27 protein-coding genes are annotated in these 25,986 nt (G+C 65.3%); 15 read left to right on the plus strand and 12 right to left on the minus strand.

Going from position 1 to position 25,986, the window contains the following annotated elements; all coding sequences use genetic code 11:
- Nucleotides 1-9: 9 nt before the first annotated feature.
- Nucleotides 10-1,089: a quinolinate synthase NadA gene (nadA, locus tag QRN13_RS03145; protein WP_502868570.1), complete on the minus strand. Its 1,080-nt coding sequence runs from the start codon at nucleotides 1,087-1,089 to the stop codon at nucleotides 10-12.
- Nucleotides 1,090-1,291: 202 nt separating this feature from the next.
- Here nadA and ilvA point away from each other — a divergent pair, with 202 nt between their 5' ends.
- Together ilvA and QRN13_RS03155 are read left to right on the plus strand one after the other, a co-directional pair.
- Entirely contained in the window at nucleotides 1,292-2,806 is a 1,515-nt protein-coding gene (gene ilvA, locus QRN13_RS03150; RefSeq protein WP_284876822.1) for a threonine ammonia-lyase, biosynthetic, read from the plus strand.
- Nucleotides 2,807-2,875: 69 nt separating this feature from the next.
- Nucleotides 2,876-5,083, plus strand: coding sequence for a methyl-accepting chemotaxis protein (locus QRN13_RS03155; protein WP_284876823.1), 2,208 nt, complete (start codon nucleotides 2,876-2,878; stop codon nucleotides 5,081-5,083).
- 40 nt (nucleotides 5,084-5,123) lie between these two features.
- Here QRN13_RS03155 and QRN13_RS03160 read toward each other — a convergent pair whose 3' ends face one another.
- On the minus strand, nucleotides 5,124-5,522 hold the full coding sequence (locus QRN13_RS03160) for a host attachment family protein (RefSeq protein WP_017504716.1): 399 nt from the start codon (nucleotides 5,520-5,522) through the stop codon (nucleotides 5,124-5,126).
- Between the two features lie 109 nt (nucleotides 5,523-5,631).
- On the opposite strand from QRN13_RS03160, the gene QRN13_RS03165 reads away from it, so the two are divergent.
- Nucleotides 5,632-6,342, plus strand: a complete 711-nt coding sequence (locus tag QRN13_RS03165) for a LamG-like jellyroll fold domain-containing protein (protein WP_284876824.1) — start codon at nucleotides 5,632-5,634, stop codon at nucleotides 6,340-6,342.
- On the opposite strand, the gene QRN13_RS03170 is transcribed toward QRN13_RS03165, so the two are convergent.
- From QRN13_RS03170 to QRN13_RS03195, 6 genes are all read right to left on the minus strand, one after another.
- Nucleotides 6,339-6,866, minus strand: a complete 528-nt coding sequence (locus tag QRN13_RS03170; RefSeq protein ID WP_284876825.1) for a methylated-DNA--[protein]-cysteine S-methyltransferase — start codon at nucleotides 6,864-6,866, stop codon at nucleotides 6,339-6,341. The genes QRN13_RS03165 and QRN13_RS03170 overlap by 4 nt on opposite strands.
- Entirely contained in the window at nucleotides 6,850-7,941 is a 1,092-nt protein-coding gene (locus QRN13_RS03175; protein ID WP_284876826.1) for a bifunctional transcriptional activator/DNA repair enzyme AdaA, read from the minus strand. Before QRN13_RS03175 ends, QRN13_RS03170 begins: the two co-directional genes overlap by 17 nt.
- A 58-nt stretch (nucleotides 7,942-7,999) precedes the next feature.
- Nucleotides 8,000-8,209 (minus strand): helix-turn-helix transcriptional regulator, encoded by a 210-nt coding sequence (locus QRN13_RS03180; protein ID WP_017504712.1) that lies wholly within the window; start codon nucleotides 8,207-8,209, stop codon nucleotides 8,000-8,002.
- Nucleotides 8,202-8,903 carry a hypothetical protein gene (locus QRN13_RS03185; RefSeq protein ID WP_091749641.1) on the minus strand — a complete coding sequence of 234 codons (702 nt, stop codon included), beginning with the start codon at nucleotides 8,901-8,903 and terminating at the stop codon, nucleotides 8,202-8,204. Before QRN13_RS03185 ends, QRN13_RS03180 begins: the two co-directional genes overlap by 8 nt.
- Nucleotides 8,904-8,975: 72 nt before the next feature.
- Nucleotides 8,976-10,088, minus strand: coding sequence for an HAAS signaling domain-containing protein (locus QRN13_RS03190; protein ID WP_284876827.1), 1,113 nt, complete (start codon nucleotides 10,086-10,088; stop codon nucleotides 8,976-8,978).
- 26 nt (nucleotides 10,089-10,114) lie between these two features.
- Nucleotides 10,115-10,450: a PadR family transcriptional regulator gene (locus QRN13_RS03195; protein WP_161638426.1), complete on the minus strand. Its 336-nt coding sequence runs from the start codon at nucleotides 10,448-10,450 to the stop codon at nucleotides 10,115-10,117.
- A 255-nt stretch (nucleotides 10,451-10,705) separates the two neighbouring features.
- Between QRN13_RS03195 and uvrB the strand changes: the two genes are divergently transcribed.
- The 3 genes from uvrB (at nucleotide 10,706) to QRN13_RS14660 (ending at nucleotide 15,336) form a co-directional block, all read left to right on the plus strand.
- Entirely contained in the window at nucleotides 10,706-12,931 is a 2,226-nt protein-coding gene (gene uvrB / locus QRN13_RS03200) for an excinuclease ABC subunit UvrB (protein ID WP_284877035.1), read from the plus strand.
- A 191-nt stretch (nucleotides 12,932-13,122) separates the two neighbouring features.
- Nucleotides 13,123-14,445, plus strand: coding sequence for an AAA family ATPase (locus tag QRN13_RS03205; protein WP_284876828.1), 1,323 nt, complete (start codon nucleotides 13,123-13,125; stop codon nucleotides 14,443-14,445).
- Between the two features lie 108 nt (nucleotides 14,446-14,553).
- Nucleotides 14,554-15,336: a DUF4435 domain-containing protein gene (locus tag QRN13_RS14660; RefSeq protein WP_350224836.1), complete on the plus strand. Its 783-nt coding sequence runs from the start codon at nucleotides 14,554-14,556 to the stop codon at nucleotides 15,334-15,336.
- A 58-nt stretch (nucleotides 15,337-15,394) separates the two neighbouring features.
- Here QRN13_RS14660 and QRN13_RS03210 read toward each other — a convergent pair whose 3' ends face one another.
- Nucleotides 15,395-16,147 (minus strand): hypothetical protein, encoded by a 753-nt coding sequence (locus tag QRN13_RS03210; protein WP_284876829.1) that lies wholly within the window; start codon nucleotides 16,145-16,147, stop codon nucleotides 15,395-15,397.
- Nucleotides 16,148-16,311: 164 nt separating this feature from the next.
- On the opposite strand from QRN13_RS03210, the gene QRN13_RS03215 reads away from it, so the two are divergent.
- Nucleotides 16,312-16,875 (plus strand): hypothetical protein, encoded by a 564-nt coding sequence (locus tag QRN13_RS03215; RefSeq protein ID WP_284876830.1) that lies wholly within the window; start codon nucleotides 16,312-16,314, stop codon nucleotides 16,873-16,875.
- A gap of 274 nt (nucleotides 16,876-17,149) precedes the next feature.
- Complete coding sequence (locus QRN13_RS03220) at nucleotides 17,150-18,646, plus strand: DEAD/DEAH box helicase (RefSeq protein WP_502868571.1); 1,497 nt, start codon at nucleotides 17,150-17,152, stop codon at nucleotides 18,644-18,646.
- Nucleotides 18,647-18,759: 113 nt separating this feature from the next.
- On the opposite strand, the gene QRN13_RS03225 is transcribed toward QRN13_RS03220, so the two are convergent.
- Nucleotides 18,760-20,109: an OmpP1/FadL family transporter gene (locus QRN13_RS03225; protein ID WP_284876831.1), complete on the minus strand. Its 1,350-nt coding sequence runs from the start codon at nucleotides 20,107-20,109 to the stop codon at nucleotides 18,760-18,762.
- A gap of 162 nt (nucleotides 20,110-20,271) precedes the next feature.
- The gene (locus QRN13_RS03230; RefSeq protein WP_284876832.1) at nucleotides 20,272-21,039 is read right to left on the minus strand and encodes a competence/damage-inducible protein A; all 768 of its coding nucleotides are present in this window, start codon (nucleotides 21,037-21,039) and stop codon (nucleotides 20,272-20,274) included.
- Between the two features lie 97 nt (nucleotides 21,040-21,136).
- Between QRN13_RS03230 and map the strand changes: the two genes are divergently transcribed.
- The 7 genes from map (at nucleotide 21,137) to QRN13_RS03265 (ending at nucleotide 25,556) form a co-directional block, all read left to right on the plus strand.
- The gene (gene map / locus QRN13_RS03235) at nucleotides 21,137-21,955 is read left to right on the plus strand and encodes a type I methionyl aminopeptidase (protein WP_017504701.1); all 819 of its coding nucleotides are present in this window, start codon (nucleotides 21,137-21,139) and stop codon (nucleotides 21,953-21,955) included.
- A gap of 262 nt (nucleotides 21,956-22,217) precedes the next feature.
- Complete coding sequence (gene radC / locus QRN13_RS03240) at nucleotides 22,218-22,943, plus strand: RadC family protein (RefSeq protein ID WP_284876833.1); 726 nt, start codon at nucleotides 22,218-22,220, stop codon at nucleotides 22,941-22,943.
- The gene (locus tag QRN13_RS03245; protein WP_284876834.1) at nucleotides 22,940-23,464 is read left to right on the plus strand and encodes a GNAT family N-acetyltransferase; all 525 of its coding nucleotides are present in this window, start codon (nucleotides 22,940-22,942) and stop codon (nucleotides 23,462-23,464) included. Before radC ends, QRN13_RS03245 begins: the two co-directional genes overlap by 4 nt.
- Before the next feature lie 56 nt (nucleotides 23,465-23,520).
- Complete coding sequence (locus tag QRN13_RS03250; RefSeq protein WP_199060416.1) at nucleotides 23,521-23,763, plus strand: BolA/IbaG family iron-sulfur metabolism protein; 243 nt, start codon at nucleotides 23,521-23,523, stop codon at nucleotides 23,761-23,763.
- A 5-nt stretch (nucleotides 23,764-23,768) separates the two neighbouring features.
- Nucleotides 23,769-24,671: an aldo-keto reductase family protein gene (locus QRN13_RS03255; RefSeq protein WP_284876835.1), complete on the plus strand. Its 903-nt coding sequence runs from the start codon at nucleotides 23,769-23,771 to the stop codon at nucleotides 24,669-24,671.
- Nucleotides 24,672-24,762: 91 nt separating this feature from the next.
- Nucleotides 24,763-25,116, plus strand: a complete 354-nt coding sequence (gene grxD / locus QRN13_RS03260; RefSeq protein ID WP_017504696.1) for a Grx4 family monothiol glutaredoxin — start codon at nucleotides 24,763-24,765, stop codon at nucleotides 25,114-25,116.
- A complete protein-coding gene (locus QRN13_RS03265; protein WP_284876836.1) occupies nucleotides 25,116-25,556 on the plus strand; it encodes an acyl-CoA thioesterase in 441 nt (146 codons plus the stop codon). Before grxD ends, QRN13_RS03265 begins: the two co-directional genes overlap by 1 nt.
- Here QRN13_RS03265 and QRN13_RS03270 read toward each other — a convergent pair.
- Nucleotides 25,540-25,965 carry a hypothetical protein gene (locus QRN13_RS03270; RefSeq protein WP_284876837.1) on the minus strand — a complete coding sequence of 142 codons (426 nt, stop codon included), beginning with the start codon at nucleotides 25,963-25,965 and terminating at the stop codon, nucleotides 25,540-25,542. The two genes, QRN13_RS03265 and QRN13_RS03270, sit on opposite strands and share 17 nt — an antisense overlap.
- Nucleotides 25,966-25,986 lie beyond the last annotated feature (21 nt).

The raw sequence follows: 25,986 nt of genomic DNA on the forward strand, positions 1-25,986 counted from the left end.
GCGTCACGCTCAGATCAGCTCCACATCGACGTGGTGGCGCGCCTTGACCAGATCGTAGCGCGCGGGAATGGCGGGCGGCGGCAGGTCGATCATTCGCTGCACCGCCAGGCGTCCACGTTCGATCATGTCAGAGGGCACGATCACCTCGAACTGCATGTGCAGCAGGCAGTCATGGATGTTCTGAAGCGTGATCCGCTTCATGTGCGGGCACAGGTTGCACGGGCCGATGAACTGCACGCCCGGCACGTCGCCAGCGACGTTCGAGGCCATCGAACATTCGGTGATCATCATCACCTGTTTGGGCCGGCGCGCCTCGACATAGTCGGTCATCGCCGCCGTCGAGCCGGCGAAGTCCGCCGCCGCCAGCACGTCCTCAGGGCATTCGGGGTGGGCCAGGATCTCGGCCCCCGGATAGGCGGCGCGCATCTCGGCGATATCGGCGACCGTGAACCGCTCGTGCACCTCGCAGCGACCTTTCCAGGCGATGATGCCGACCGTCGTCTGGGCCGCGACATTGCGCGCCAGGAACTCGTCCGGGATCAGGATGACCCGATCCACGCCCCATTCCTTGGCCGCCCATTCGACCACCTGAACAGCATTGGCGCTGGTGCAGCAGATGTCGGTCTCGGCCTTCACATCGGCGGTGGTGTTCACATAGGTCACGACCGGCAGACCGGGGTAGCGCTGCTTGATCAGCCGCACATCCGCCCCGGTGATCGATGAAGCCAGCGAGCACCCGGCGCGCAGGTCGGGGATAAGCACGGTCTTCTCGGGCGACAGGATCTTGGACGTCTCGGCCATGAAGTGGACGCCCGCCTGGACGATCACCTTGGCGTCCGACCGCGCGGCCTCCTTGGCCAGGCCCAGGCTGTCGCCGACATAGTCGCCGACCCCGTGGAAGATCTCGGGCGTCATATAGTTGTGGGCCAGGATTACGGCGTCGCGCTCGCGCTTCAGCCGGTTGATCTCGCTGATAAGGCGCGCCTGTTCGGGCCACTCCAAAGGCGTGACGTGGTCCTTGACCTTGGCCCACACCCCGGCGGTTTCCCGCGCCAGCTCTTTCGTCAGACCAAAGGCGCCGTCAGCCATGATCATCTCCATACCCTTATGCTCACATTTAGCATAAGCAGGCGCAATGTAGGCCTATGCGGGCGCTGTGCAAGAGGAAATGCATGCCGCCTCCTATCCGCCACCGAAGACAAAGATTTGCAAAAACCGTTCCCATTTCGGCGAATATCGCCTAGAGGGCAGCCCACTTCTTTGCTTCCAAGCGCCTATCCGCAGCATTTCCATGCAGGACACCATCCGCCGCATCCTCACCGCCCGCGTCTATGACGTGGCGGAGGAAACGCCCCTCGACCCGCTGCGCCGCCTGTCGGCCCGGCTCGACCGGCCCGTCCTGCTGAAGCGCGAGGACTTGCAGCCGGTCTTTTCGTTCAAGATCCGCGGCGCCTACAACAAGATCGCCGGCCTGTCGGAGGACGAACTGTCCAGGGGCGTCATCTGCGCCTCGGCCGGCAATCACGCGCAAGGGGTGGCTCTGGCGGCCGCACGTCGCGACATTCCCGCCACCATCGTCATGCCCACCACCACCCCCGGCATAAAGGTCGCGGCCGTCCGCGCTTTGGGCGGCGAGGTGGTCCTGCACGGCGACAGTTTCGACGAGGCCTATGCCCACGCCCGCCACCTGGAAAGCCAGACCGGCGCGGCGTTCATCCATCCCTTCGACGACCCCGATGTCATCGCGGGCCAGGGCACGGTGGGCCTCGAGATCGCCCGTCAGCACGCCGATCCGATCGAAGCCATCTTCGTGCCCATCGGCGGCGGGGGCCTGGCCGCCGGGGTCGCCGCCATCTTCAAATTCCTGCGTCCCGAGACCCGGATCATCGGCGTCGAGCCGGTGGATGCCCCGACGATGAAGTCCGCCATCGACGCCGGCGAGGTGGTGACCCTGAACGAGGTCGGCCTGTTCGCCGACGGCGTCGCCGTGCGTCGAGCCGGGACCGAGACCTTTCGGCTGTGCAAGGATCTGCTGGACGAGATCGTGTTGGTGGACACCGACGCCATCTGCGCCGCGATCAAGGACATCTTCGACGACAGCCGCGCCATCGCCGAACCCTCGGGCGCCGTCGCACTGGCCGGGCTGAAGGCCTGGGCCGTTGCCCATCCTGGAAGCGGCAGTCTGATCGCCGTAAACTCGGGCGCCAATCTGAACTTCGACCGGCTGCGTCATGTCGCCGAACGGGCCGAAATCGGCGAGGGCGCCGAGGCTCTGCTGGCGGTCGCCATGAAGGACGACCGCGACGACTACCGTCGATTCCTGGACAGTCTGGACGGCCGTTCGGTCACCGAATTCAACTACCGCTGGTCCGGGGACGGGCGGGCGCAAATCTTCGTCGGCGTCGCCCTGCGAAACGGTCCGCACGAGCGCGACGACCTGATCGCGGCCCTGCGTTCGGGCGGTTACGCCGTCGAGGACATGAGCGACAATGAGACCGCCAAGCTGCATGTCCGCTACATGGTCGGCGGCCGCACCGTTGGCCTGCCCCACGAACGCATCCTGCGCTTCCAGTTCCCCGAGCGCCCCGGCGCCTTCCTGCGGTTCCTGAACAGCCTCCAGCCCGCCTGGGCCCTGACGCTGTTCCATTATCGCAACCACGGCGACGACGTCGGCCGGGTGCTGGCGGGGATCAGCGTGCCGCCTCAGGAGCAGGCCCAGCTGACCAACGCCCTGGCCGACCTGGGCTACCCCTACGTCGACGAGACCGCCAACCCGGCGTGCCGCCTGTTTCTGGACGGTGCGTAACTACGTAGTGCGACCTTAACCGGACGTTTGCGGGCGGCGGCGCATGGATACAGGCCTACGGAGCCCGTCATGTTCTCGTTCAATCGCCTGTCCATCGCCCTGAAGCTCGCCGTTGTGGCGGGACTCGCCATCGGCGCCTTGATGATTGTCGCCGCCGTCGGCGTGACGGCCTATTCCGGTGCGATCGTCCGCGACATGGCGGGCCGATACGCCGAAAGCGCTGCGCAAGAGGCCTCGCAAGAAATCCGCAACGAGATCGTCTCGGCGGGCACGGGTGCCAAGACCCTGGCCGCAACCCTGGGCGCCGCACGACAGACGGGCCTGACCGACCGCGCCGCCTATATGGCCCTGGTCAAGCCGAACGCCGAAGTTACCGATCAGGTCATGGGCGCCTGGTTCATGGCCGCCCCTGACGCCGTCGGCGCCGACGCCGCCCACATCGGTGATGCGGCGAGCAGTTCGAACGTCAACGGACGACTTTCAGTCTATTGGGTGCGCCGCGACGGTCAGATTTCTCTGGAGCCCGAAGCTGACGGATCGGACTTCGAACAAGCCTATTACACCGAGCCGATGGCCAGCGGCGCGCCGGTCGTGGTCGAGCCTTATGAAGAAAGCATCGCAGGCGGCAAGGTCGCGATGACCTCTGTCGCCTATCCGGTGCGCGCCAACGGCCGCATCATGGGGGTCGCGGGACTGGACATCACCCTGGCCAACCTGTCGCAGCGCTTGGCGGCGATGAAGCCGCTGGGCACCGGTCGCGTCACTCTGGTGTCGAACAAGGGCGTCTGGGTCGCGCATCCCGACGCCGCCGTGCGAGGCCAGGCCTATGCCGACGCCGGCGCGGACATCGTGCGCAACGTCATCGCCAAACGACAGGCCCAGGCGGTCGAGGGCGTCAGCGTGAACGGCGAGCCGGTTCGACGTCTGATTCAGCCCGTGATCCTGCCCGGCCAAAAGGCGACCTGGGCCGTCGTGCTGGACATCCCCGTCAAGACGATCGAGGGCCCGGCGCGGCAGTTGGCTTTGATGCTTCTGGTCGGCGGCGTTCTGATCATCGCCGCCATCATCGTCGCCCTTTTGATCACCAGCGACCGTCTGATCCGACGCCCACTGGCGCGTCTGACCGCCGATGTGCGGACGATGAGCGAAGGACGTTATGACATTCCCGTCGCCGGTGCGGACGAGGCCGACGAACTGGGCCAGATTGCGCGGGCGCTCGAAGGGTTCCGGCTCGAGCTTGCCGACGGTCTGGCGCGGCGCGATCAGCAGCAACGCGAGCGTGCGGCCGCAGAAACCGATCGTCGCCGGCACGCCGAGGAGACCGAGCTTTTCGCCGCCTCGCAAACCCGCGCCGTCGAGACTTTGGGCGAAGGCCTGTCGCGTCTCGCCGCCGGCGAACTGGCCTGGCGGATGCCAGAGGCGGGCTTCACCGCCGACACGCGTCGCATCCCGGAGGATTACAACGCCGCCCTGCATCAGTTGCACACGACGATGACCGGCATCTGGACCACGGCTCAGTCGATGCGCGGCGGATGCCAGGACATCGCCGCCGCCGCCGACAGCCTGTCGCGCCGGACCGAACAGCAGGCCGCCGGTCTGGAGCAGACCGCCGCCGCGCTGGATGAGCTGACGCAGACGGTGCGCAGCAGCGCCGAAAACGCCGAGCGCGCCCGAGACATCACTCAGGCCGCTCAGGCGGCGGCGGACAAGGGCGAGGCCGTCGTGCAAGACGCAATCGGCGCCATGTCAGAGATCGAGCAGTCCTCGACCCAAATCAACCAGATCGTCGGCGTCATCGACGAGATCGCCTTCCAGACCAGCCTGCTGGCCCTGAACGCCGGCGTCGAGGCCGCCCGGGCCGGGGAAGCCGGACGCGGTTTCGCCGTCGTCGCATCCGAGGTGCGGGGCCTGGCCGAACGGTCAGCCAGCGCCGCCAAGGAGATCAAGGCGCTGATCGCCCTGTCGCAAAGCAATGTGCAGCGCGGATCAGATCAAGTGTCGCTGACGCGCGATAGCCTCAGCGCCATCGCTGTCCAGGTGGCAGAGGCCAACGCCCTGGTTCGCACCATCGCCGCCGCGACGCGCGAACAGTCCGTCGGAATCGGCGAGATCAATGTGGCGATCAATCAGATGGATCAGTTCACGCAGCAGAACGCCGCCATGGTCGAGGAATCCACAGCCGCCAGCCACGCCCTGACGAACGAGGCCGGCGAACTGGAGGGTCTGATCAGCCGCTTCGACCTGGGTCAGGCGGCGCAGTCGAGACGCGCCGCCTGATCAAGCGACGGGCGCCACATTAGAGCCCGTCTGACAATCTTCACGCCTTGTCGATGGCGGCGGCGATCTGATCGCTGGAATGGCCGGTCAGATCCTTGGCGATCTCGCCGACCAGCTTGGCTTGAAGGTCCTTGTGCCAATGCTTGCGCAGTTCGCCGAGCGTCTTGGGCGCTGCGATCACGAGCAGTTCGTCGATTTTGTTGGTGACCGACCATTTGTTCAGCACCTCGGCGACGCCCATGGCGAAACCGTCCTCGGCCTGGGTGTCATTGTCGGGGTTGGCTTCATTGGATCGGCGGCCGGCCGAACCCGAAACCCGATCCGCGATGGCCGGGGTTTCCAGCGGCGTCAGCTTGATGTCCGAAGCGTTCGTATTCTTGAACAGGGCCAGCTTCTCGCCATCGACCACCGCCACCAGCGCGCCATTGGAAAGTTTCATCATCGATACTCCAGTCTGTAGGGATCGAGACAACGAACCGGGACGCAGGCCGTTGCCTCACGCCGCCGATCCCATAGTGTCGCGCGACAAAACCGCCGAGAGATGAACCATGCCTGACGTCCTGCCGCTGGACCGCCGCCGCCTGATGGCCTTGGGCGCATCGGGCGCCGCGGCTACGATCCTGCCGGGGTGCGCGACCATGACGGCTGCATCGCCACGCCAGTCGGTATGGACCTTCGATCGCCTGACCGACATCGGGGGGATCGAAACCCGCGTCGAGGGCGCGCCGAGCCTGATCGACAGTCCGTTTGGCCGAGCGGTTCAGTTCGACGGCGTGGACGACGCCCTGTTCATCGATCAGCATCCACTGGCCGGGGCCGAAACCTTCACTTTCGAGGCCCTGTTCCGACCCGACGGCGGCGCCTTCGAGCAACGTTGGTTTCATTTGGCCGAAGAGGCGCCGGCCGGTCAGCCGCCGTCGCAGACGCGCTTCCTGTTCGAGATCCGCGTGGTTCAGGACCGCTGGTACCTGGACGCCTTCACGCGCGGCCCCGGCTACAACCACACCCTGATCTTTCCCGAGCGGCTCCATCCATGCGGACAGTGGTTCCACGTCGCGCAAACCTTCGACGGCGTCCTGTACCGGGCCTATATCGACGGTGTCCTGCAGGGCGAACACCCGGTGCCGTTCAAGCCGCAAGGGCCAGGCCGCGCCTCGGTCGGTTGCCGCATCAACCGCTTGAACTACTTCAAGGGCGCGGTGCGTCAGGCCCGCTTCACCCACGCCGCCCTGCCGCTTGAACGGTTCACGCGGGGCTAAAGCAGCCGGCCGCCCGCCTCATGCGCCAGCAGCCAACGTTTGCGCTCGAGCCCGCCCGCATAGCCGGTCAACGTTCCATTCGCTCCGATCACGCGGTGGCAGGGCACGATGACGCCGACCGGATTGGCGCCGTTGGCCAGGCCCACGGCCCGGACGGCCTTTGGCGCGCCGATCGCCGCAGCGAGTTGACCATAGGTGCGGGTCTCGCCGGTCGGGATGTCGCGCAAGGCCTTCCACACCGCGCGTTGGAAATCCGTGCCGCCGGTGCAGACCGTGATGGCGTCGAAGGCGGTCAGGTCGCCGCCGAACCAGGCCTCGACCGCCCGGCGCACCGGCTCCGGCGCGCGGCCTTCGGTCAGCACGACCTCACCGTAGTGTCGGCGCAGCAGCAGGCGCAGACGGGCTTCGTAGTCGTGGAAGTCCAATGCCCGCACCGCGCCGTCGGCGTCGGTGACGACCAGCATCTCGCCTACAGGGGACGGGATGCGATCCAGGGTCAGATGCATGTCAGGCTGCTTGGTCATCTCGCCGCTCTTCGCTCAGGGTCCAGTAGAGCGCGCCATAGGCCCGCCACGGCCGCCACCGCTCGGCGCGCGCCAGCAGCGCGGCGTCCGTCGTCGTCAGCCGGTCGCTGGGCGCATCCGCGCCGGCGTCGATCCAGTCGCCCGCAAGTCTCAACCCCGGCCTGGCCCTCATTGCGGCATGCAGAACGGGATCGGCCGACAGGTCGCGCGTGATCGCCTCGGGATCGGCGGCGAGGTCGAACATCCGTCGGACCCGCGCCAGCACGCCCGACAATGCTTTCAGATTGTCGATCCGCGCCTCGATCGCCGCCTTGCCCGGTTGGGCGGGGCGCACCGTCACCGCACCCTCCGTGCCGTCCACGTCGGGGCGCAGCCGCCGGGTCCATGCGCCATCGACAACCGTCTCGCCCGCGAAGCCGCGCGTCGCCAAGGTCGTCATCATGGCGTCCCAGTCGTAAGGCGGGCGATAGGACAGACCGATCTTGATCACCCCGCCCGCTTCGGCCTCGACCTTGCGACGCCGCAGGTCGGACGGCGCGCGGCCGTAGAGGGCCTGAAACGTCTCATTGAATCGTCGCACGCTGCCGAAACCCGACGCCATCGCCACCTCGGCCATCGACAGGGCGCTCTCGTGGATCAACTGTTTGGCCAACAGCACGCGCCGCGTCTGGGCCACGCTGACCGGGGCCGCGCCCAGATGCTGGCGGAACAGGCGGCGCAGCTGCCGCTCGCCCATGCCCAGCCGTGTCGCCAGTGCGTCCGTGTCGCCGACATCCAATGCCCCCGCCTCGATCAGGGCCAGGGCCCGGCTGACAGTGTTGGACGTGCCGCGCCAGGCGCCCATTTCCGGCGCCGTCTCGGGCCTGCACCGCAGACAGGCCCGCAAGCCCGCCGCCTCGGCCGCTGCGGCGCTGGGGTGAAAGGCCACATTCTCGCGCTTCGGCGTCCGCGCCGGGCAGACGGGCCGACAGTAGATGCCCGTCGAGGTCACGCCGGTGAAGAAGCGCCCGTCGAAACGGGCGTCCCGCGCCACGACGGCGCGCCAGCAGGCCTTCTGATCCAACAGCTGATCCATGCCCGCAGGATGCGCCGCCGGCCCGACGATGTCTCGCGGTTTTCGGACATGGATCGGATCAGTCTCTCAGGAAGAACAAGGCCTCCACCGTCGTGTCCAGGGCCCGCGCCAGTTCCAGGGCCAGCACGGTCGAGGGCACGAAGACGCCGTTCTCGACCGTGTTGATGGTCTTGCGCGAGACGCTGGCCTTGTCGGCCAGCCCTTGCTGCGTCAGGCCTGCGGCGGTGCGCGCCTCCTTCAGCCGCGAGCCGAGCCTGGGATCACCCATCGCGACCGGCCTCGCGATCCAGCCAGGCGAATCGCAGACCCGCTGACGCCCCGCCCAGCGCCAGGACATAGGGCAGAGCCAGCACGCCATAGTCCGCGCGCCACAGACCCAGACCCAGCGCTACGGTCACCCCGCCCATCAGCACGACAAAGGCCAGGATCATCGATCGCGCCCGCAGCACCTGCGTCAGCTCGTCTTCCATCAAGCGGCGATTTTTCTGCGCATTCCAATCCCAGCCCATGACGAGCACGGGAATCAGCCAGCCGTACAGAACCGGCAGCAGGATCTGCACATAGGCGCCGAGGTTGTGGTCGCCGCCCAAGACCCGCTGCATGGCCAGATGCGCCTGAGCCATGAACAGCAGCAGCACCAACGGATAGAGGACCAGCTGTTGCGTGCGCCCCCGCTGCAGCTTTTCGCGGCGGGCGCCGTCACGGCTTTCCGCCACATCGATCGGCTGTCCGGGGCGGCCACACCAGGCCATCATGGCCCCGATGATCAACAGCCCGAACCCGAAGCCGGCCGCCACGCCCGCGGTCGTCGCCTGATCGCCCTCCGTTCCATGCATGAGCGCGAAACCGGCGCCGCCGGCCAAGGCGGCGGCGCCGATGACGAGCATGGCGACGCCGCCCCACCAGTATCGACGCCGGCTCGACTGCACCCGCAGAACCGCGGCGTTTTCGTCCTTGTTCACGACTTCCTCCTGAAGTAACCTTGAGGTGACATATCACCTATAGGTTACACGCCGTCAAGAGGAGATGTCGCCTTATCGACCGACGACCAGTCGCGCCGCCGCCCGGATGACCCGCACCACCTCTGCGGCGAAGGCCCAGACGACCACGACCATCAGGATCGTCGCCACCCCGCCGACATCGTCGCCGGAGCGGCCGATGAGAACCCGAATCCGATCCACGAAATCGGTGACGCTGCCGACCCAGATCAGCGGCGACAGCGCCGACCAGAACCAGACCCACAGCAGGCCCCAGGCGGCGGCGATCCCGAAAGCCAGGTCGCCCAGCGCCGTGACCCGCACATTGCCACCCGACGCCGCTCGCATCAGATCGAAGCCGATACGGCAGGCGGCGAACAGGGCGACCGGCCAATAGGCGACCCGCACCATGTCGGCCAGAATGCGCCCGTAATCGACGCCGTCGACGACTCCGGCCAGTTCCTCCGGCCGGATCGGCGCGACCTGCAACAGGCCCGTCCACCACAGCAGCACCACGGTCCAGCCGATGGCGCTGGCCACCGCACGCGCTACGGGCGACATCTCGGCGCTCTTGCGCACGGCGCGGCCTGACTTGGCCTGACCCATGTTCCGTCCCGACCAGTCGCCGTTCGCCAGCTTCTGTCCCCACTGTTCGGCGTCGAAATCGCCACCCAGCTCGAACAGGCCCAGATCCTTGACGCGCCATTTGGCGATGAAGTCAGGCTTCTTAGACTGACGCTCCAGCACGAAGCCGACGGCGGTGAGCAAACCAACGACCGTGATCGCGCCGCTGATCAGGCTGGAGATCCCCTGCCCGATCGCCTGGCCCACATAGACGTCGCCGACCAGAACCCGCACCGCCAGACCGATCAGGGTGACGGCCGCCATCACCGTCAGCCCGACCTTCAGCCCGAACATCCACCACGGATAAAGCTCAGGCCCGATCAGCGCCTGCGGTCCTGCGCGATAGCGCGCCGCTACGCTAAGCGGGTGACCGACTTCGCGCAGCAGGCCCTCGACCTCGTCGTCGGTGGGCGCCCGGCCCAGATGCGCCTCCAGCGCCTCCAGACGCCCCATGATCTCGTCGCGCAGCTCGGCGACGATGTCGTCACGGTTGTCCTTCGGCAGCTGGGCCGCCACGGCCTTCAGATAACGTTCGACCAGGTCCATGCCGGTCTCTCCCTCTTTCCCGATCTTCACAGCATCTTCTCCAGCGAGGCCGACAGGCCGCGCCATTCCACGGCGAGCCGTTCCAGCATCGCCTCCCCGCGCGACGACAGGCGGTAGAACCGCTTCTTGCGCCGCTCCTCCTCGCGCCATTCGCTGTCCAGCAGCCCCTGGCTCTCCAGCCGGCGCAGAAGCGGATAGAGGGTGCTCTCCTCCATCTCGACCCCGACCTCGCCCAGGGCGACCCGCAGCGAATAGCCGTATTGCTCGCGCCTGAGACTGGCCAACACGGCGAGGATCAATGACCCCCGCCGCAGCTCCAGCCGCAGGCTCTCGAACAGCAGCGCCTCGTCGTTCTCGCTCACCCACCACCTCCGTACGCCACATAGTGTTTGACACACAGTGTATGGGACATACTGTGCGAGGGAGTCAAGCTGAACCGACCGCAACCCAGCGCAACTCAGCGCGCTATGGCGAGACACGCCCTCACGCACTAAGTTCTGTTCATGAACCGTTCTTCGACGCCGAAGCCCGCCGCCGCCAAGCCGGCCAAGCCCGTTCACGTCCCAAATCCGGGGGTGCAGGAGGCCTCGGCCGCCTTCATCCGCGACACGGGCAAGATGCCGATGTTCGCCCCGGTCGCCGGGCCGCGCCTGACGCCGGAAGAGCCGGTCGCCGCGCCCGCCGACTGGGTGCCGCACCGCCCCTCGCACGAGGGCAAGAAGAAGGGCGGCCGCTTCCGACTGGAGACCAAATACACGCCCGCGGGCGACCAGCCCGCCGCCATCGCCGAATTGGTAGCCCAGGCCCAGGCCGGGGACCGCGACCAGGTCCTGCTGGGCGTCACCGGCTCGGGAAAGACCTTCACCATGGCCAAGGTGATCGAGGAAACCCAGCGCCCGGCCCTGATCCTGGCGCCGAACAAGACGCTGGCGGCCCAGCTCTATTCCGAGTTCAAGTCGTTTTTCCCCGATAACGCGGTAGAATACTTCGTCAGCTACTACGACTACTATCAGCCAGAGGCTTATGTCCCACGTACGGACACGTACATTGAAAAGGACTCAAGCATCAATGAACAAATCGACCGCATGCGGCACTCTGCGACGCGGGCTATACTAGAACGCGAAGACGTCATTGTTGTGGCGTCGGTGTCCTGCATCTACGGCATCGGGTCGGTTGAGACCTATACGGCGATGACGTTCACGCTGCAGGTGGGGGATCAGATCGACGAGGCGAAGCTGCGGGCGGATCTGATCGCGTTGCAGTACAAGCGCAACGATCTGAACTTCGACCGGGGCATGTTCCGGAAGCGGGGCGACGTGATCGAAATCTTCCCGGTCCACCTGGAAGACCGGGCGTGGCGCATCAGCCTGTTCGGGGACGAGCTGGAGGCGATCCAGGAGTTCGATCCGCTGACGGGCAAGAAGACGGCCGATCTGAACGAGATCACCGTCTATGCGGCCAGCCACTATGTGACCCCGCGCCCGACGCTGAACCAGGCCGCCGCCGGCATCAAGGCGGAGCTGAAGGAGACGCTGGACTGGATGGTCGAGAACGGCAAGCTGCTGGAGGCCCAGCGGCTGGAGCAACGCACCCGGTTCGACCTGGAGATGATGGAGGCCACCGGCAGCTGCGCCGGCATCGAGAACTACAGCCGCTGGCTTACCGGCCGCGCGCCGGGCGAGCCGCCGCCGACCTTCTTCGAATACATCCCCGACAACGCCCTGCTGTTCGTGGACGAGAGCCACGTCACCATCGGCCAGATCAACGGCATGTTCCGGGGCGACTACCGCCGCAAGTCGACGCTGGCGGAATACGGCTTCCGCCTGCCCTCCTGCATCGACAACCGCCCGCTGAAGTTCGAGGAATGGGAGGCCATGCGCCCCCAGACGGTCCACGTCAGCGCCACCCCCGGCCCGTGGGAGATGGAACAGGCGGGCGGCGTCTTCGTCGAACAGGTGATCCGCCCCACCGGCCTGATCGACCCGCCGGTCGAGATCCGCCCCGTCTCGGGCAAGACCCGCAACCAGATCGACGACGTCATCGACGAGGTCAAGGCGACGACGGCCAAGGGCTATCGCAGCCTGGTCACCACCCTGACCAAGAAGATGGCCGAGGACCTGACGGAATATATGCATGAGCAGGGCATCCGCGTCCGCTACATGCACTCCGACGTCGACACGCTGGAGCGGATCGAGATCCTGCGCGACCTGCGGCTGGGGACGTTCGACTGTCTGATCGGCATCAACCTGCTGCGCGAGGGTCTGGACATCCCCGAGTGCGGCCTGGTCGCCATCCTGGATGCGGACAAGGAGGGCTTCCTGCGCTCGGAGACCTCATTGATCCAGACCATCGGCCGCGCCGCGCGCAATGTGGACGGCCGCGTCATCCTGTACGCCGACCGCATGACCGGAAGCATGGAGCGCGCCATCGCCGAGACCGACCGCCGCCGCGAACGCCAGGTCGCCTACAACACCGAACACGGCATCACGCCCGAAACGGTCAAGCGCGACATCAAGGAGATCATGGACAGCCCCTATGAGTCGCGCGAGATGGATCGCCTGACCAAACCGGGCGTGGCCGAAGCCTCCAAACCCTTCGTCGGCTCCAACTTCCAGGCCGCCCTGCGCGACCTGGAAGGCCGCATGCGCGAGGCCGCCTCCAACCTGGAGTTCGAGGAAGCCGGCCGCCTGCGCGACGAGATCAAGCGCATGAAGCTGATGGACCTGGAGTTCGCCAACGAAGCCCTGACCGGCGCCGGCGAAGCCGTCGACAAGTCCGCGCCCAAACGGTGGCGGGCGGAAGCGGCGGCGGAAGCGCAGGAGCGGTTCAGGAAGGGGCGGTAGCCTCGCGGTGCCTTCGCAAGAAAGGAAAACCCCTTTGAGTGCAGGCAAAAGACGGGCTGCGACCATTCAACGACGGCAGTTGTCCCGCATTTGGCTTCTGCTCACGCCTAAATGCAGCCGGCCGACCCTTTGACAAATATCACCTTTGGCTTGCAAGAAGGCCTACGAGGAAGTGTCTTGGGGAGGACAAAATGCAATCTACCACAGACCTGCAAGAGGGCGACGGCGCACCGATAGAGTCTCCGTGGCTGGAAAGACTTGAAATCAGCGGATTTCAAGGCAACCGAAAATTCGGGATCAATTTTTCTCAGAACGCGAATTTTCTTATCGGGAAAAATGGTTGCGGCAAGACAACGCTGATCAATCTGATCAATTCGGGCTTGTCCGGTGATCTCTCAGTGTTGTTTAGGTCTCGGTTTCAGTCGCTAACACTTCAGATGACATTCGGCCAAAAGAATTCTCGCTACTCTCTTTGTTATGAGAAAGTTGGACGAGAAGACGTGCCCGTTCCCAGCATTAAGTTCTCTATTCTAGGCCCACGAGGTGGAGAACTCTACGAACAATACTTCTACGATCATGAGCGGTACAGCTACCGAAACAACAGGGCGCGGCCTGCGTACGACGACTTTGAGTCGTCGATCGATTTTACGTTTAATAGACTCAATAAAGTTCGCCCGAATATCACTTGGCTTAGCATTCTGCGGGCTGACGCATTGCGCGCAGCTTCACCAGAAGCTCAAATGCGAAGCCCCATAGACCGGAAACTTGAGGAGCTCAACCTTCGCACAACACGTTATCTATCCGCTCTGGAGAGCAGAGCGTCCGATAGAAGCGCCAGATTTCAGAAAGATTATTTTCTTTCACTAATTGATTACAAAGGCTTCGACGCCTGGGGAAAAGCAGCCTCGCAGTTCAATGTCCTAAACTTGGACAAAGAGGAAGAAACACTAGGCCGTATTCTGAATCACCTTAAGCTTGGCCCTCTAGATTTCAAATTCAAACTGTCGTCACATTTTGAAAACGCGAGACAGGTGGCCGAAAAAGCAGGCGTTGGCTATACGGTTCAGGACGCCCTCACTATTGCGGACACAATTCGTATACACGAACTAAATGAAAAATGGTCCTCCTTTGAAAAGGATAGGGCCGAGATTTTTTCACCACGAACTATATTTATTCAGATTATAAATGAACTGTTTATAAACAAAACTTTAGAGTTCTCTGAGCGAAACCAACCCGTGTTTAATATACCGGGAAATCGAAAGCTCTCCCTAACAGATCTGTCTTCTGGCGAGAAACAGGTATATATTATACTCTCTGAGGCTCTAGTTCAGGAAGAAAAGCAAGCCGTTTACCTAGCTGACGAACCAGAGCTTTCTCTCCATGTAGAGTGGCAACAATTTTTGGTTGAAAATATATTCAAGCTAAACCCTAAGTGCCAAGTTATATTTGCCACTCACTCTCCTGACATTCTTGGCCCTTATGGAGATAATGCAATCGATGTTGAGGTTCTATAAATGGCTGAAGCCTTTGTTAGAACACCGGCAGGCCTTCGGAACGCGCACCGGTTTCACTCCGCTCAATACATAGTTTATTGCGAGTCACACCCTGATTGCCCTGAAGGAATGTCGTGGGATGTAGGATACTGGAGCAAGGTTTTACGCGAATTTTTTCCAGATATATCGTACATATTCAAACCCCAAGGAAGCAAAAGTGGCGTCCTAAAGGTCGCAGATGGGCTCGGCAAATCCACCGGCCACAGATCGTTATGTTTGGTTGATTTAGATTTTGACGATCTTCATAAGGACAAAAGCTTGTTACCATGTGTTGTTTACACTTACGGATACGCTTTTGAGAACGACTTATGTGACGTTAATATACTCGCCTCGGCCGTAGATGCATCTCTTCCGGGAAATGTATCGATTATCGAGATTCGAGATGAAATAAGAAAGAGGCGTGATAGATTCGCGAAAGAATCGCACTGGTGCGTTATCGCCGACCAAATACTTTCATTTCACTTTTCATCGCTCTTTGATCGAAAGACTGGGAAGTTTCGTTCAATATATGATGCACGAGGAGCCAGTGACATCCCTAAACTGTCTCGCCCACGCGCTCGTGCACGGCTTGCGGCGCAGAGAACAGGAATATCGCAATCGCGCGCAGTTTCTTCCCCTCCTCCCGCCGATCACGCTTTCTGGCGACGGATTTTGGGCCACTTATGTTGGTGGGCAAACTATCGCATAGCTCGCAATCTGATGGTGTCGCGAGGGCACAGCGGCCAAATGTCAGAAGACAGCTTCGCAGGGCTTTGTCTCCATTTCTTTGCCTATAGATTGAGGGACGAGGGTTGGGACGTGCGTCAGCACTACGAAGCAACGCTGATCCCCGCACTCGAGGCGGTGAGTTGAGTCACGCTTGGTGACTAGCCAGCTAAAGGCCACCCACAAAAGTTGTCGCAGCTATTTCTCACAACTCATCCAGCGTCTTCTCCCACTCCTCCATCGTGATGGTCCCGCGCGGCTCGCCAACGTAAAGGTCGAGGCCCTTGGAGATGCGGCGGTCCTGTTCGCGTTCGATGACGGGGTCGAGGCCGGCGGCGCGGAGCTGGTCCTCGAGCGCGGCGATGCGGCGGTCCAGCTGGACGCGGCGGGCCAGTTGGGCGTGGCCCCATTCGGTGTTGGCGCGCTCCAGCTTCTGCTTCGCCTGCCAGTATTGGCCGCGTAGCTCCCAGTCGCTCTTGTCGTTGGTGTTCATGGCGAAGCGGTTTTCGGCCTCGGCCTCATTGGTCAGGATGTCGAAGACCAGTTGCAGGGGCGCGGTCTTCACCGTCAGGCGGGCGGCGCGGCCGGGGCCGTCGCGGTCGGCCAGTTTGCGATAGGTCTCGGCTAACGCCGCCAGGGCGCGGGCCTGGGCGAAGTCCTGGGCGTGCAGGGCGCGGCCCGAAGCCTGGGCGGCGGCGCGCGCCAGGGCGGCGGGGTCGTTGGGGTCGTCGGGCGACAGGTCGGCGGCGGCCTGAGGCGACAGGGGCTGGGGCGCGGGGGGCGCGGCCTCGCTGCGCGGATGGCGGGACCAGCCCTCCTTCGTCGCGCGGGCGCGGATTGAGGCCTCGGTCACGTCGTGGCGGGCGGCGACGGTCCTGGCGTCGAGGCCGGACAGATAGTCCTTTCGGACCTGGGTCCAGACCTCGGGCGGTTTGATCTTGTAGCGGCGTTTTTCCATGCGGGCATTATGGGGCGGTCTCTACCCCAGGCCGGAAGAAGGCCGATTTTCGAGGCTAGAGATTTGATTTTCCACATCGCGACATGTCAGGGGTCACGCGCCAGCTGTGCATAGGGCGCGGGTGCGACCGATGATGACGCAGGGGCGTGCGACACCCCTGACCCATGAGCCAGGGCATACATCGCAAGATCCGGCCGGACGCCGTCTGGGCCGAGGTCAGGAAGGCGTGGGAGGACGGCGAGACCGCGCGGTCGGTCGCCGCACGCTATGACGTCGGGGTGCACGCCCTGTGGAAGCGGCGCGAGGCGGAGGGCTGGAAACGGCCCGAGCCGACGCTGGCGCCGATCGAGCCGGCCGAGGGCTGGGACCGGCATATCCAGGCGCGGCGCGACGCCTTTACCGCCCAGCTGGAGGACGCGCGGGCGCTGGCGGAATGTCTGGCGGCGGCGATGACGGACGAGCGGCTGAGCCGGGCGCCGCACTGGCATATTCCGTGGCTGTATCACTGGCGCGCGACGCATCTGGGGCCCGAGGCGACGGCGCGCGACCGGGCGCGGGCGATCGAGACGGGCCAGTCGTGGGCCGAGCGGTTCTGGGACGAGGACGGGGCGCTGAAGCCGCTGGCGTGGCTGGATCTGGAGATGGCGCGGCTGCATCCCGAGGACTGGCGCGCGGCCATCGGCCTGCCCGACGGCCTGCCCGAGGCGGCGACGCGATACGCGCCCTGATGGGCGCCGCAGTTGACTTATCGGCGATAAGCGCCCATTTGCGCGGCGTCGCACACTCGCGATCTCCGGCGTCTCCAGCGCGTGTGGGTCCCCCTCGGACCTGTCTGTAGAAGCCGCCGGCCCCTCATATCCATTCGCTGCCCGGACACGCGGGGCGGCGCCCGATCCACCCCGCAGGCCCGCTGTCGCAGGCTCCGTCGGGACTGGCGGTGCGCGGCCCGACGGCGTCATGCCATGGCTGATCGCGCCCTGCCGCTACGCGAAAGACATTGCTGTGAGCACCACATTCGAATCCATGGGCCTGAACAAGGCCCTGCTGCAGGCCCTGGCCTCGACCGGCTACACCAAGCCGACCCCGATCCAGGAAAAGGCCATCCCCGACGTCATGGCCGGCAAGGACCTGCTGGGCATCGCCCAGACCGGCACCGGCAAGACCGCCGCCTTCGCCCTGCCGATCCTGCATCGCCTGGCCGAAAACCGCATTCCGCCCCGGCCGCGCACGACGCGCGTGCTGGTCCTGAGCCCCACGCGTGAATTGGCGACCCAGATCGGCGACAGCTTCAAGGCCTATGGCGCGCACCTGGGCTTCCGGGTCGCGGTGATCTTCGGCGGCGTGAAATACGGCGGGCAGGAGCGGGCCCTGCAACAGGGTCTGGACATCCTGGTCGCCGCCCCCGGCCGCCTGCTGGACCACATCCAGCAGAAGAACCTGGACCTGTCCTCGACCGAGATCTTCGTCCTGGACGAGGCCGACCAGATGCTGGACCTGGGCTTCATCAAGCCGATCCGCCAGATCGTCTCCAAGATCCCGGCCAAGCGCCAGAACCTGTTCTTCTCGGCGACCATGCCGTCGGAGATCGGCAAGCTGGCGGGCGAACTGCTGAAGGACCCGGTCAAGGTCCAGGTCACGCCGCAGTCGACAACGGTGCAGCGTATCAGCCAGTCGGTCGTCTATATCGAACAAGGCCGCAAACGCGCCCTGCTGACCGAGATGTTCAGCGATCCCGAATACACGCGCTGCCTGGTCTTCACCAAGACCAAGCACGGCGCCGACAAGGTCGCGGCCTATCTCGAAGCCGGCGGCGTCGAGGCCGGGGCCATCCACGGCAACAAGAGCCAGCCCCAGCGTGAACGCACCCTGGAAGCCTTCAAGAAGGGCAAGCTGCGCGTCCTGGTCGCCACCGACATCGCCGCGCGCGGCATCGACGTGGACGGCGTCTCGCACGTCGTGAACTTCGAACTGCCGCACGTGCCGGAGAGTTACGTCCACCGCATCGGCCGCACCGCGCGGGCGGGCAAGGACGGCACCGCGGTCAGCTTCGTCGCCGGCGACGAGATGAAGCTGCTGCGGGACATCGAAAAGGTCACGCGCCAGAAGATCCCCGCCATCGACCGTCGTAACGATAAGGCCCTGGGCCAGTTGGACGCCACCATCATGGCCACCGGCGTCGGCAAGAAGGCGACGATGCCTGAACGCGAGGGCGGCGAGCGTAACGAGGGCGGCCAGGGACGAGGCGGCCGCGGCCGTCGCGCGCCGCACCGCGAGGGCGTGCGTCCGGAAGGCGGCGGCCAGCCGCACCGCCAGCGTCGCAACCGTCCGGGCGAAACCCCGGCGGCCCCCCGTCCCGAGCGCGCCTACAACCCCCTGGCCGGCGAGCGCGTCCCCTCGATCAACGACAACGTCAAACCGGCCGAGGGCGAAATGAAGCGCCGCCCCCGTCGCCGCCCGTCGAACGGCGGCAAGGGCTACGGCGGCGCCGCCAAGGGCTGAGCCTGCGGGTCGGGGAGCGTTTGCTCCCCGCCGCCTTCATGTTGAGGCGATAAAAAAACGGCGGCTCCTGCGAAGGAGCCGCCGTTCTCATGTCAGCCGGGGCTGAGCGGAACTCAGAAGTTCCAGGTCGCGCCCAGCGAGAAGCCGACGCCCGAGCCTTGCGCTTCGCCGCGCAGGTTCGAGACGACCAGGCCGTTGCCATAGACGTCGCGGGTGTCGTTGATCGTCGCGGTGTCGATGTCGATGTAGGTCACGGCGCCGTCGAAGGTCATCGAACCGATCGTCTTGGACAGACCGGCGGCGTAGAGCCAGCGGTCGCCGTCCGGAATACGGGCGGTGCGGTGATCGTCCGGCGTCGGGGTCGGGTCGTAGCCCAGGCCGGCGCGGAAGGTCATCGACGGATCGATCTTGTAGTCGAAGCCGATCGCGCCGGTGGTGACGTCGTCATAGTCCTGAACGATGGTCGAGCCGCCGCCGGTGTAGGCGACGCGGATGGCGTCGAACTCGCTCCATCCGATCTGGTTGACCTGGGCGTTCAGGGTCAGGCGATCGTTGACGGCGTAGCGGGCCGAGACGGTGGCGTACCAAGGCGTGGTGAAGGAGGCGCCGCCATCGGTCGAGACGTTGGCGCCGGCCAGGACGCCGGTCAGGCCCGAGATGTTCACCGAGCCTTCCAGCTCGTGTTCGATCTTGGAGCGGTAAGACAGACCCAGGTCCAGCTTGCCGAAGTGCATCTGGGCGCCGGCGTTCCATCCGTAATCCCAGCCGTCGCCTTCCAGTTGGTTGCGGCCATCGGTCGACGGCGAGACGACATAGGCGGGCGACAGGACGGCCGGGATCGGCGCGTTCGGCAGGGCCGACGAAAGGGTCGCCTTGGCGTATTGGGCGTCGAAACCGGCGCCGATGTCCAGCCAGTCGGTGACCGTCATGGCGGCGACCAGGCTGACGTTGGCCGAGCGCAGTTCCGACGTCAGAGCGTCGTAACGCGCGAAGTCGGTCGGCTCATATTTGGTGGTGAAGTTGTAGGGCGCCTGGACGGCCAGGCCGACGTTGAAGCGGTCGCCGATCGGCATGGAGACGGCGAAGTTCGGCACGATGCCGCTTTCGACCACGTCATGGACGTGCGGGTCGCCGTTGACCGGATAGGTACGGCTGACCACGCCCACGCCGGCGACGGGGACGTTGTAGGTCAGGGTCGAGCCGCGATTGTCGACGTCGGAGTCCAGGATCAGGCCGTGGGCGCCGAGGTAGACTTCGCGCTGGGTTCCGGCGATGGCGGCGGGGTTCCACGACAGCGACTGGACGCCCTTGTCGGCGCCGACGCCGGCGTTGGCGCGACCCTGGCCGCGGGTCGATTGTTCCTGGACATAGAAGGAGCCGGCCATGGCCGGGGCGGCGACGCCGGCCAGCAGGGCGGTCGTCAGGGCGATCCCGCCCACGCGGGCGAAGTTCCTGGAGGTCATTTCATACACCTAAGTAAGCGCCGGCCGCATTACGCGCGGTCGATCAGGGGAGGAGCCCTCTCAGCGTTCGCGGCGCGAAAGCGTTGCGGGCAAGGCCCCCATCGGACCGGAAACAGGCGAAACCGTGGCGCCTGAGCCGCACACGATCACGGCTTTGCGAGGTTACGCAGCGGCAACATCGATGCCTAGATTACGCAGTTCTGCGATCAAATCATGCGCCGCCGCATCGACCTGATCGGCGTTGCGGCCACGAATAACCAGATAGATTCCGATCTCGCCGACGCTGCCATGGCCGAACGGATAGCTGCCGAAGGACAGGTCGCGACGCTGGTTGGCCGCCGCCCGCAGCACATCGGCCACCGCCCCCTCGCCCACCCCGCTGACCTTCAAGGTCTGGGCATGAACGATGGCGCCGGTGCGCAGGCGCGGAGCCACATCCTCCAGCATGGCCTGCATGATCTTGGGCACGCCGGCCATGACGAAGACATTGCCGACCTGGAAGCCGGGCGCATCGGTGACCGGATTGGCGATTAGAACGCCGCCTTCGGGGATGCGCGCCATGCGACGGCGCGCGGCGTTGAACTCGTCGCCATAGCGGCGCGACAGGATCGCCAGCGCGTCGGGATGTTCAGGCAGGGCCACGCCGAAGGCGGCCGACACGGCGTCGGCGGTGATGTCGTCATGGGTCGGACCGATGCCGCCGGTGGTGAAGACATAGTCCCAGCGTGAGCGGAGGGCGTCCAACGCCTCGACGATCCGGCCGTGATCGTCGCTGACGACCCGCGCCTCCATCAGGTCGATCCCCAACGCCGCCAGAAACCGGGCGATGGTGTTGGTGTTCGTATCCTGGGTCCGGCCCGACAGGATTTCGTCGCCGATGACCAGGACGGCGGCGGTTGGCGCAGAGGCGATTGAGGCGGCGTCGGTCATGCGGGAATCCGGGGGCAGGCTTGAGGTTTCATGCTATAACGCCCATCTGCGGCGAACGGATTGCGCCGTATCCCGCCTTTTGCAGACCGATCGCCCCATGTACGAAACGCCCGAACTCGAAACCGACGTCCTGGTCCGCTCCAGCGCCATCCGCATCCATGAGGCGGAAGACTTCGAGGGCATGCGCAAGGCCGGCCGTCTGGTCGCCGAGGCGCTGGACATGATCGCCGCCCATGTGAAGCCGGGCGTCCTGACCAGCACGATCGACGATCTGGTGCGCGAGTTCACCCTGGACAATGGCGGCCTGCCCGCCTGCCTGGGCTACAAGGGCTATGAGAAGACCGTCTGCACCTCGATCAACCACGTCGTCTGCCACGGCATTCCCGGCGACCGGGTGCTGAAGGACGGCGACATCGTCAACATCGACCACACCGTCATCGTCGATGGCTGGCATGGCGACTCCAGCCGCATGTATGCGGTGGGCGAGATTAATGCGCGCGCCAAAAAGCTGATCGACGTGACCTATCAGTCGCTGGATCTGGGCCTGGAACAGGTCAAGCCGGGCAATACGTTCGGCGACATCGGCTATGCGATCCAGAAGTTCGTCGAGGCCCAGCGCATGAGCGTGGTGCGCGACTTCTGCGGCCACGGCATCGGCCGGGTCTTCCACGACAGCCCCAATGTCCTGCACTACGGCCGTCGCGGCGAGGGCGCGGTGCTGAAGCCCGGCATGTTCTTCACCGTCGAGCCGATGGTCAACCTGGGCAAGCCGCACGTGAAGGTGCTGTCCGACGGCTGGACCGCCGTGACGCGCGACAAGTCCCTGTCCGCCCAGTGCGAGCACACCATCGGGGTGACGGAAGACGGGCTGGAAATCTTTACGGCGTCGCCGGCGGGGTTGTTCCGACCGAACTGATTTCGTTTTCGTCATCCTCCGGCGAGCGAAGCGAGACCGGGGGACCCAGCGGCGCGCGCGAGCGCGAACCTGCTGCGGTTTCGGTCTTTCGAAATTTCGCGCGCTGACGGATCGCCTTCGGCGCCGCTGGGTCCCCCGGTCTGCGCCGCAAGCGGCTTGCCGGAGAATGACGAAAGACGGTGTACGTGCACACGTCGAGCTTGCACACGTCCTCGGATCGACCGATCCTGTGAAGGTTGCGCATCTGCGAGCCTGACGGCGTATGACCGACGAGAGTCTCACCAAACCCAAACCCCGCCACAGCGGCCATCGCGACCGGCTGCGTGAGCGGGCGGCGAAAGGGGGCCTGGGCGCCCTGCCCGACTATGAGTTGCTGGAACTGCTGCTGTTTCGCAGCGTGCCGTACAAGGACACCAAGCCGCTGGCCAAGGATCTGCTGGCGCGGTTCGGCGGGCTGGAGGGGATCGGGGCGGCCAGCCATGAGGCGATCGAGAATCAGGTGGCGCGGTCGATGGGATACGCCGTCGGCAAGGCGACGCGGGCGGTGGCGCTCGACCTTCAGCTGATCTTCGACGTGACGCGGCGGATCGCGAAGGAGCCGACGGCCAAGCGGCCGGTGATCTCGTCGTGGACGGCGCTCCTGGCCTATGTCCGCGTTGCCTTGCAGCACGAGCCGCGCGAGCAGTTCCGGGTTCTGTATCTGGACAAGAAGAACCAGCTGATCCTGGACGAGGTGCAGAACCGCGGCACGGTCGATCATGCGCCGGTCTATCCGCGCGAGGTCGTGCGGCGCGCGCTGGAGCTGTCGGCCAGCGCCCTGATCCTGGTGCACAATCATCCGTCGGGCGATCCCACCCCCAGCCGCGCCGACATCGAGATCACGAAACAGGTTGTGCAGGCCGGCCGCGCCCTTAACGTCGAGGTTCACGACCATCTAGTCGTCGGCCGCGACGGGGTGGCCAGCTTCAAGCAACTGGGCCTGATGTGACCGACAGAATTCTGACGACCGAGCGACTGGTGATGAGCCCCGTCTCGACCGACGATTTCGACGACCTGCTGACCCTTTGGTCCGATGAGGATTTCACGCGCCACATCATGGGCCGGGCGCTGGGGCGCGAGGAGGTCTGGTTCCGGCTGCTGCGCGATCTCGGCCATTGGGCGGCGATGGGCCATGGCAACTGGACGATCCGGCTGCGGGACGGCGGCGCCTATCTGGGCAGCGTCGGGGTGTTCGACTATCGCCGCGAGCTGGAGCCGACGTTCGATGCGCCGGAGCTGGGCTGGGGCGTGGCGCCGAGGTTTCAGGGGCGGGGCTATGCGGCCGAGGCCCTGACGGCGGCCCTGGCCTGGACCGACCGGAGGCTGGAGGAGCGAACCGTCTGCATGATCTCGCCCGAGAACCTGGCCTCGCTGAAGCTGGCGGCGCGGGTAGGTTATCGTCCCTATGCGCGCGCGATCTACAAGGATCATGCGGTGCAGTTGTTCGAACGCCCCCGCCGCGCGCCGTAGGTCGGCATTAAGGATTATCGGGCAAACTGGCGTCCAACGAAGTGTGAGTGCCCGTCATGCCCATGTCCGTGGAAACGCTGCGCCAGCATCTGGTCGAAGCCTTCGCCGACGCCGAGATCGAGATCGAGGATCTGGCGGGCGACGGCGACCACTATCGCGCGCGGATCGTGTCGAGCGCCTTCACCGGCCTGCCGCGCGTGCGTCAGCACCAGATGGTCTATGCCGCGCTGAAGGGTCAGATGGGCGGCGAACTGCACGCCCTGGCGCTGGAGACCTCCGCGCCGGCCAAGGAGGGCTGACGGCCATGCGCTATCGCCCCTTCGGCGTCTCCGGCTCCGCCATTTCCAACCTGACGCTGAGTTTCGGCGCCGACGTGCTGAAGCGCGGGCGCGAGGCCGGGCTGGACCTGCTGTATTCGGCGCTGGAAGCCGGGGTGAACAGTTATCGGCTCGAGAACGCCGATCCGGTGGCGGCCGAGGTGCTGGGCGAGGCCCTGTCGCATGTGGATCGCAAGCTGGTCTATGTCAGCCTGACGCTTGGCGCCGGCGACGGTCGCGACCAGCAGCGCGACTTTTCGGCCCAGGGGATGACGGCGGCCATCGACCGGGTGCTGCACTTCTCGGGCCTGGGATGGATCGACGTGGCGGTGCTGCACGAGCCGGGCGAGACCGAACTGGCGCAGTCGTCTCTCAGCGCGCTGAAGGCGATGCGCGCCACCGGACGGATCAAGCTTTTGGGCATCGCCGGCGGCGGCGACGTGATGGACGCCTATGTGTCGACAGGGGCATTCGACGCCCTGCTGACGCCGTTCGACATCAACGCCGACTGGAAGATCCGAAACCGCATCCGCTCGGCGCGCGAGCAGGACATGGCGGTCTTCGCCTATGACTTCTACGCCGACCGGCGCGCGCGGGCGCCCGATGCGCCGATCTTCAAAAAGGGTCTGTTCGGCTTCGGCAAGGACAAACGTCCCGTCGATACGCCCAAGAAGGACGCCTTCGGCTTCCTGTACCGCACCCATAACTGGACGGCCGAGGCGATCTGCCTGTCCTACGTGCTGACCGACCCGTCGGTCTCCAGCGTCATCGTCAATCCGACCGACACCGATCGGCTGGCGACATTGGCCGCCGCGCCCGAGCGGGACATGCCGCCGGGCCTGGCCGCGCAGATCGAGATGGCGCGCGTCGTAGCCAATCAGGCGGCCTGACCGGCCTCAGCGACTGTGCAGAACGTCGCGGACGCCTTGACCGCGCCCGTTCGGCTCCCTAGCTGACGGGCTTCACGAAAGGCCCTTATCCGTGACCGACACCGCCCAAGCCGCCGATCCCGTCCACGCCTTCATCGGCGAAACCGTCGCCCAGAACGACGTGGTTCTGTTCATGAAGGGCACGCCGGACCAGCCGCGCTGCGGCTTCTCGTCCCTCGCGGTGCAGATCCTGGACCATGTCGGCGCCGGCTTCGTGGGCGTGGACGTGCTGCAGGACGAAGCCCTGCGCGAAGGCATCAAGAGCTTCACCGACTGGCCCACCATTCCGCAGCTTTATGTGAAGGGCGAGTTCGTGGGCGGATCGGACATTATCCGCGAGATGTTCCAGGCCGGCGAACTTCAGGCCCTTATGGTCGAGAAGGGCGTGCCGCTCGGCGAGGCCTGATGGCCAGGAAGACCCTCACGCCGCGCGAAGACCGCGAGGTCTTCGTCGTGCCGCTGGACGTGCGGCCCGAGCACATCGACGCCAACGGCCACGTCAACAACGTCGTCTATGTCGGCTGGCTGCAGGATGCGGGCACGGCCCATTGGAACGCGCGCTTCGACAAGGCGACGCGGGCGAAATGGTCGTGGGTCGCGACCCGGCATGAGATCGACTATCTGCGCGGCATCGAGCCGGGCGCCGAAGGCGTGGTCGCCCGCACCTGGGTCGGCGATCCGCAGGGACCGCGCTTCACCCGCTATGTCCGGATCGAGGACGCCCAGGGCCGCGTCTGCGCCCAGGGCGTCACCGAATGGGTGCTGGTGGACGCTGCGACCCTGAGACCGCAGCGTATTCCGCCAGACATGCTGGTCGTGTTCGAGACGCCTACTTCAGCGCATTGAGGATGCGTGCCGGCGTGCCGGGCTCCAAGCCCAGGTCGGCATAGGTCCAGCGCAGCTCGACGCCGTCCGGGACCAGGGCCTTGCACAGGTCCTGTTTGGTGCGGCGAAGCGTGATCTCGGCCGGCGAGCCGTCCGACACCGACACTTCGAAATCCGACGCCTGGGTGCAGCCGTTGGAATCGACGCGCGCGACCAGGGCGCCGTCGGCGAACCGGGCTTCGCGGATGGCCTCGGCCGGCGGGGCGTCGTCGCGGCGCAGGTTCACCGAGACACTCTCGCCCGCGTCGCTGTCATAGATGACGCAGGCCGACAGCAACGGCGCGACCAGGGCCGCGACCGCCAGACCCTTCATCATCTGACCCCTGATCATCTGACCCTTCATCATCTGGCTCTTGACCAGGCTGCGCATCACCGACCCGAGGCCGGCGCG

Source organism: Brevundimonas sp. MEB006b (assembly GCF_030209705.1).
In the GTDB taxonomy this organism is placed as follows: domain Bacteria; phylum Pseudomonadota; class Alphaproteobacteria; order Caulobacterales; family Caulobacteraceae; genus Brevundimonas.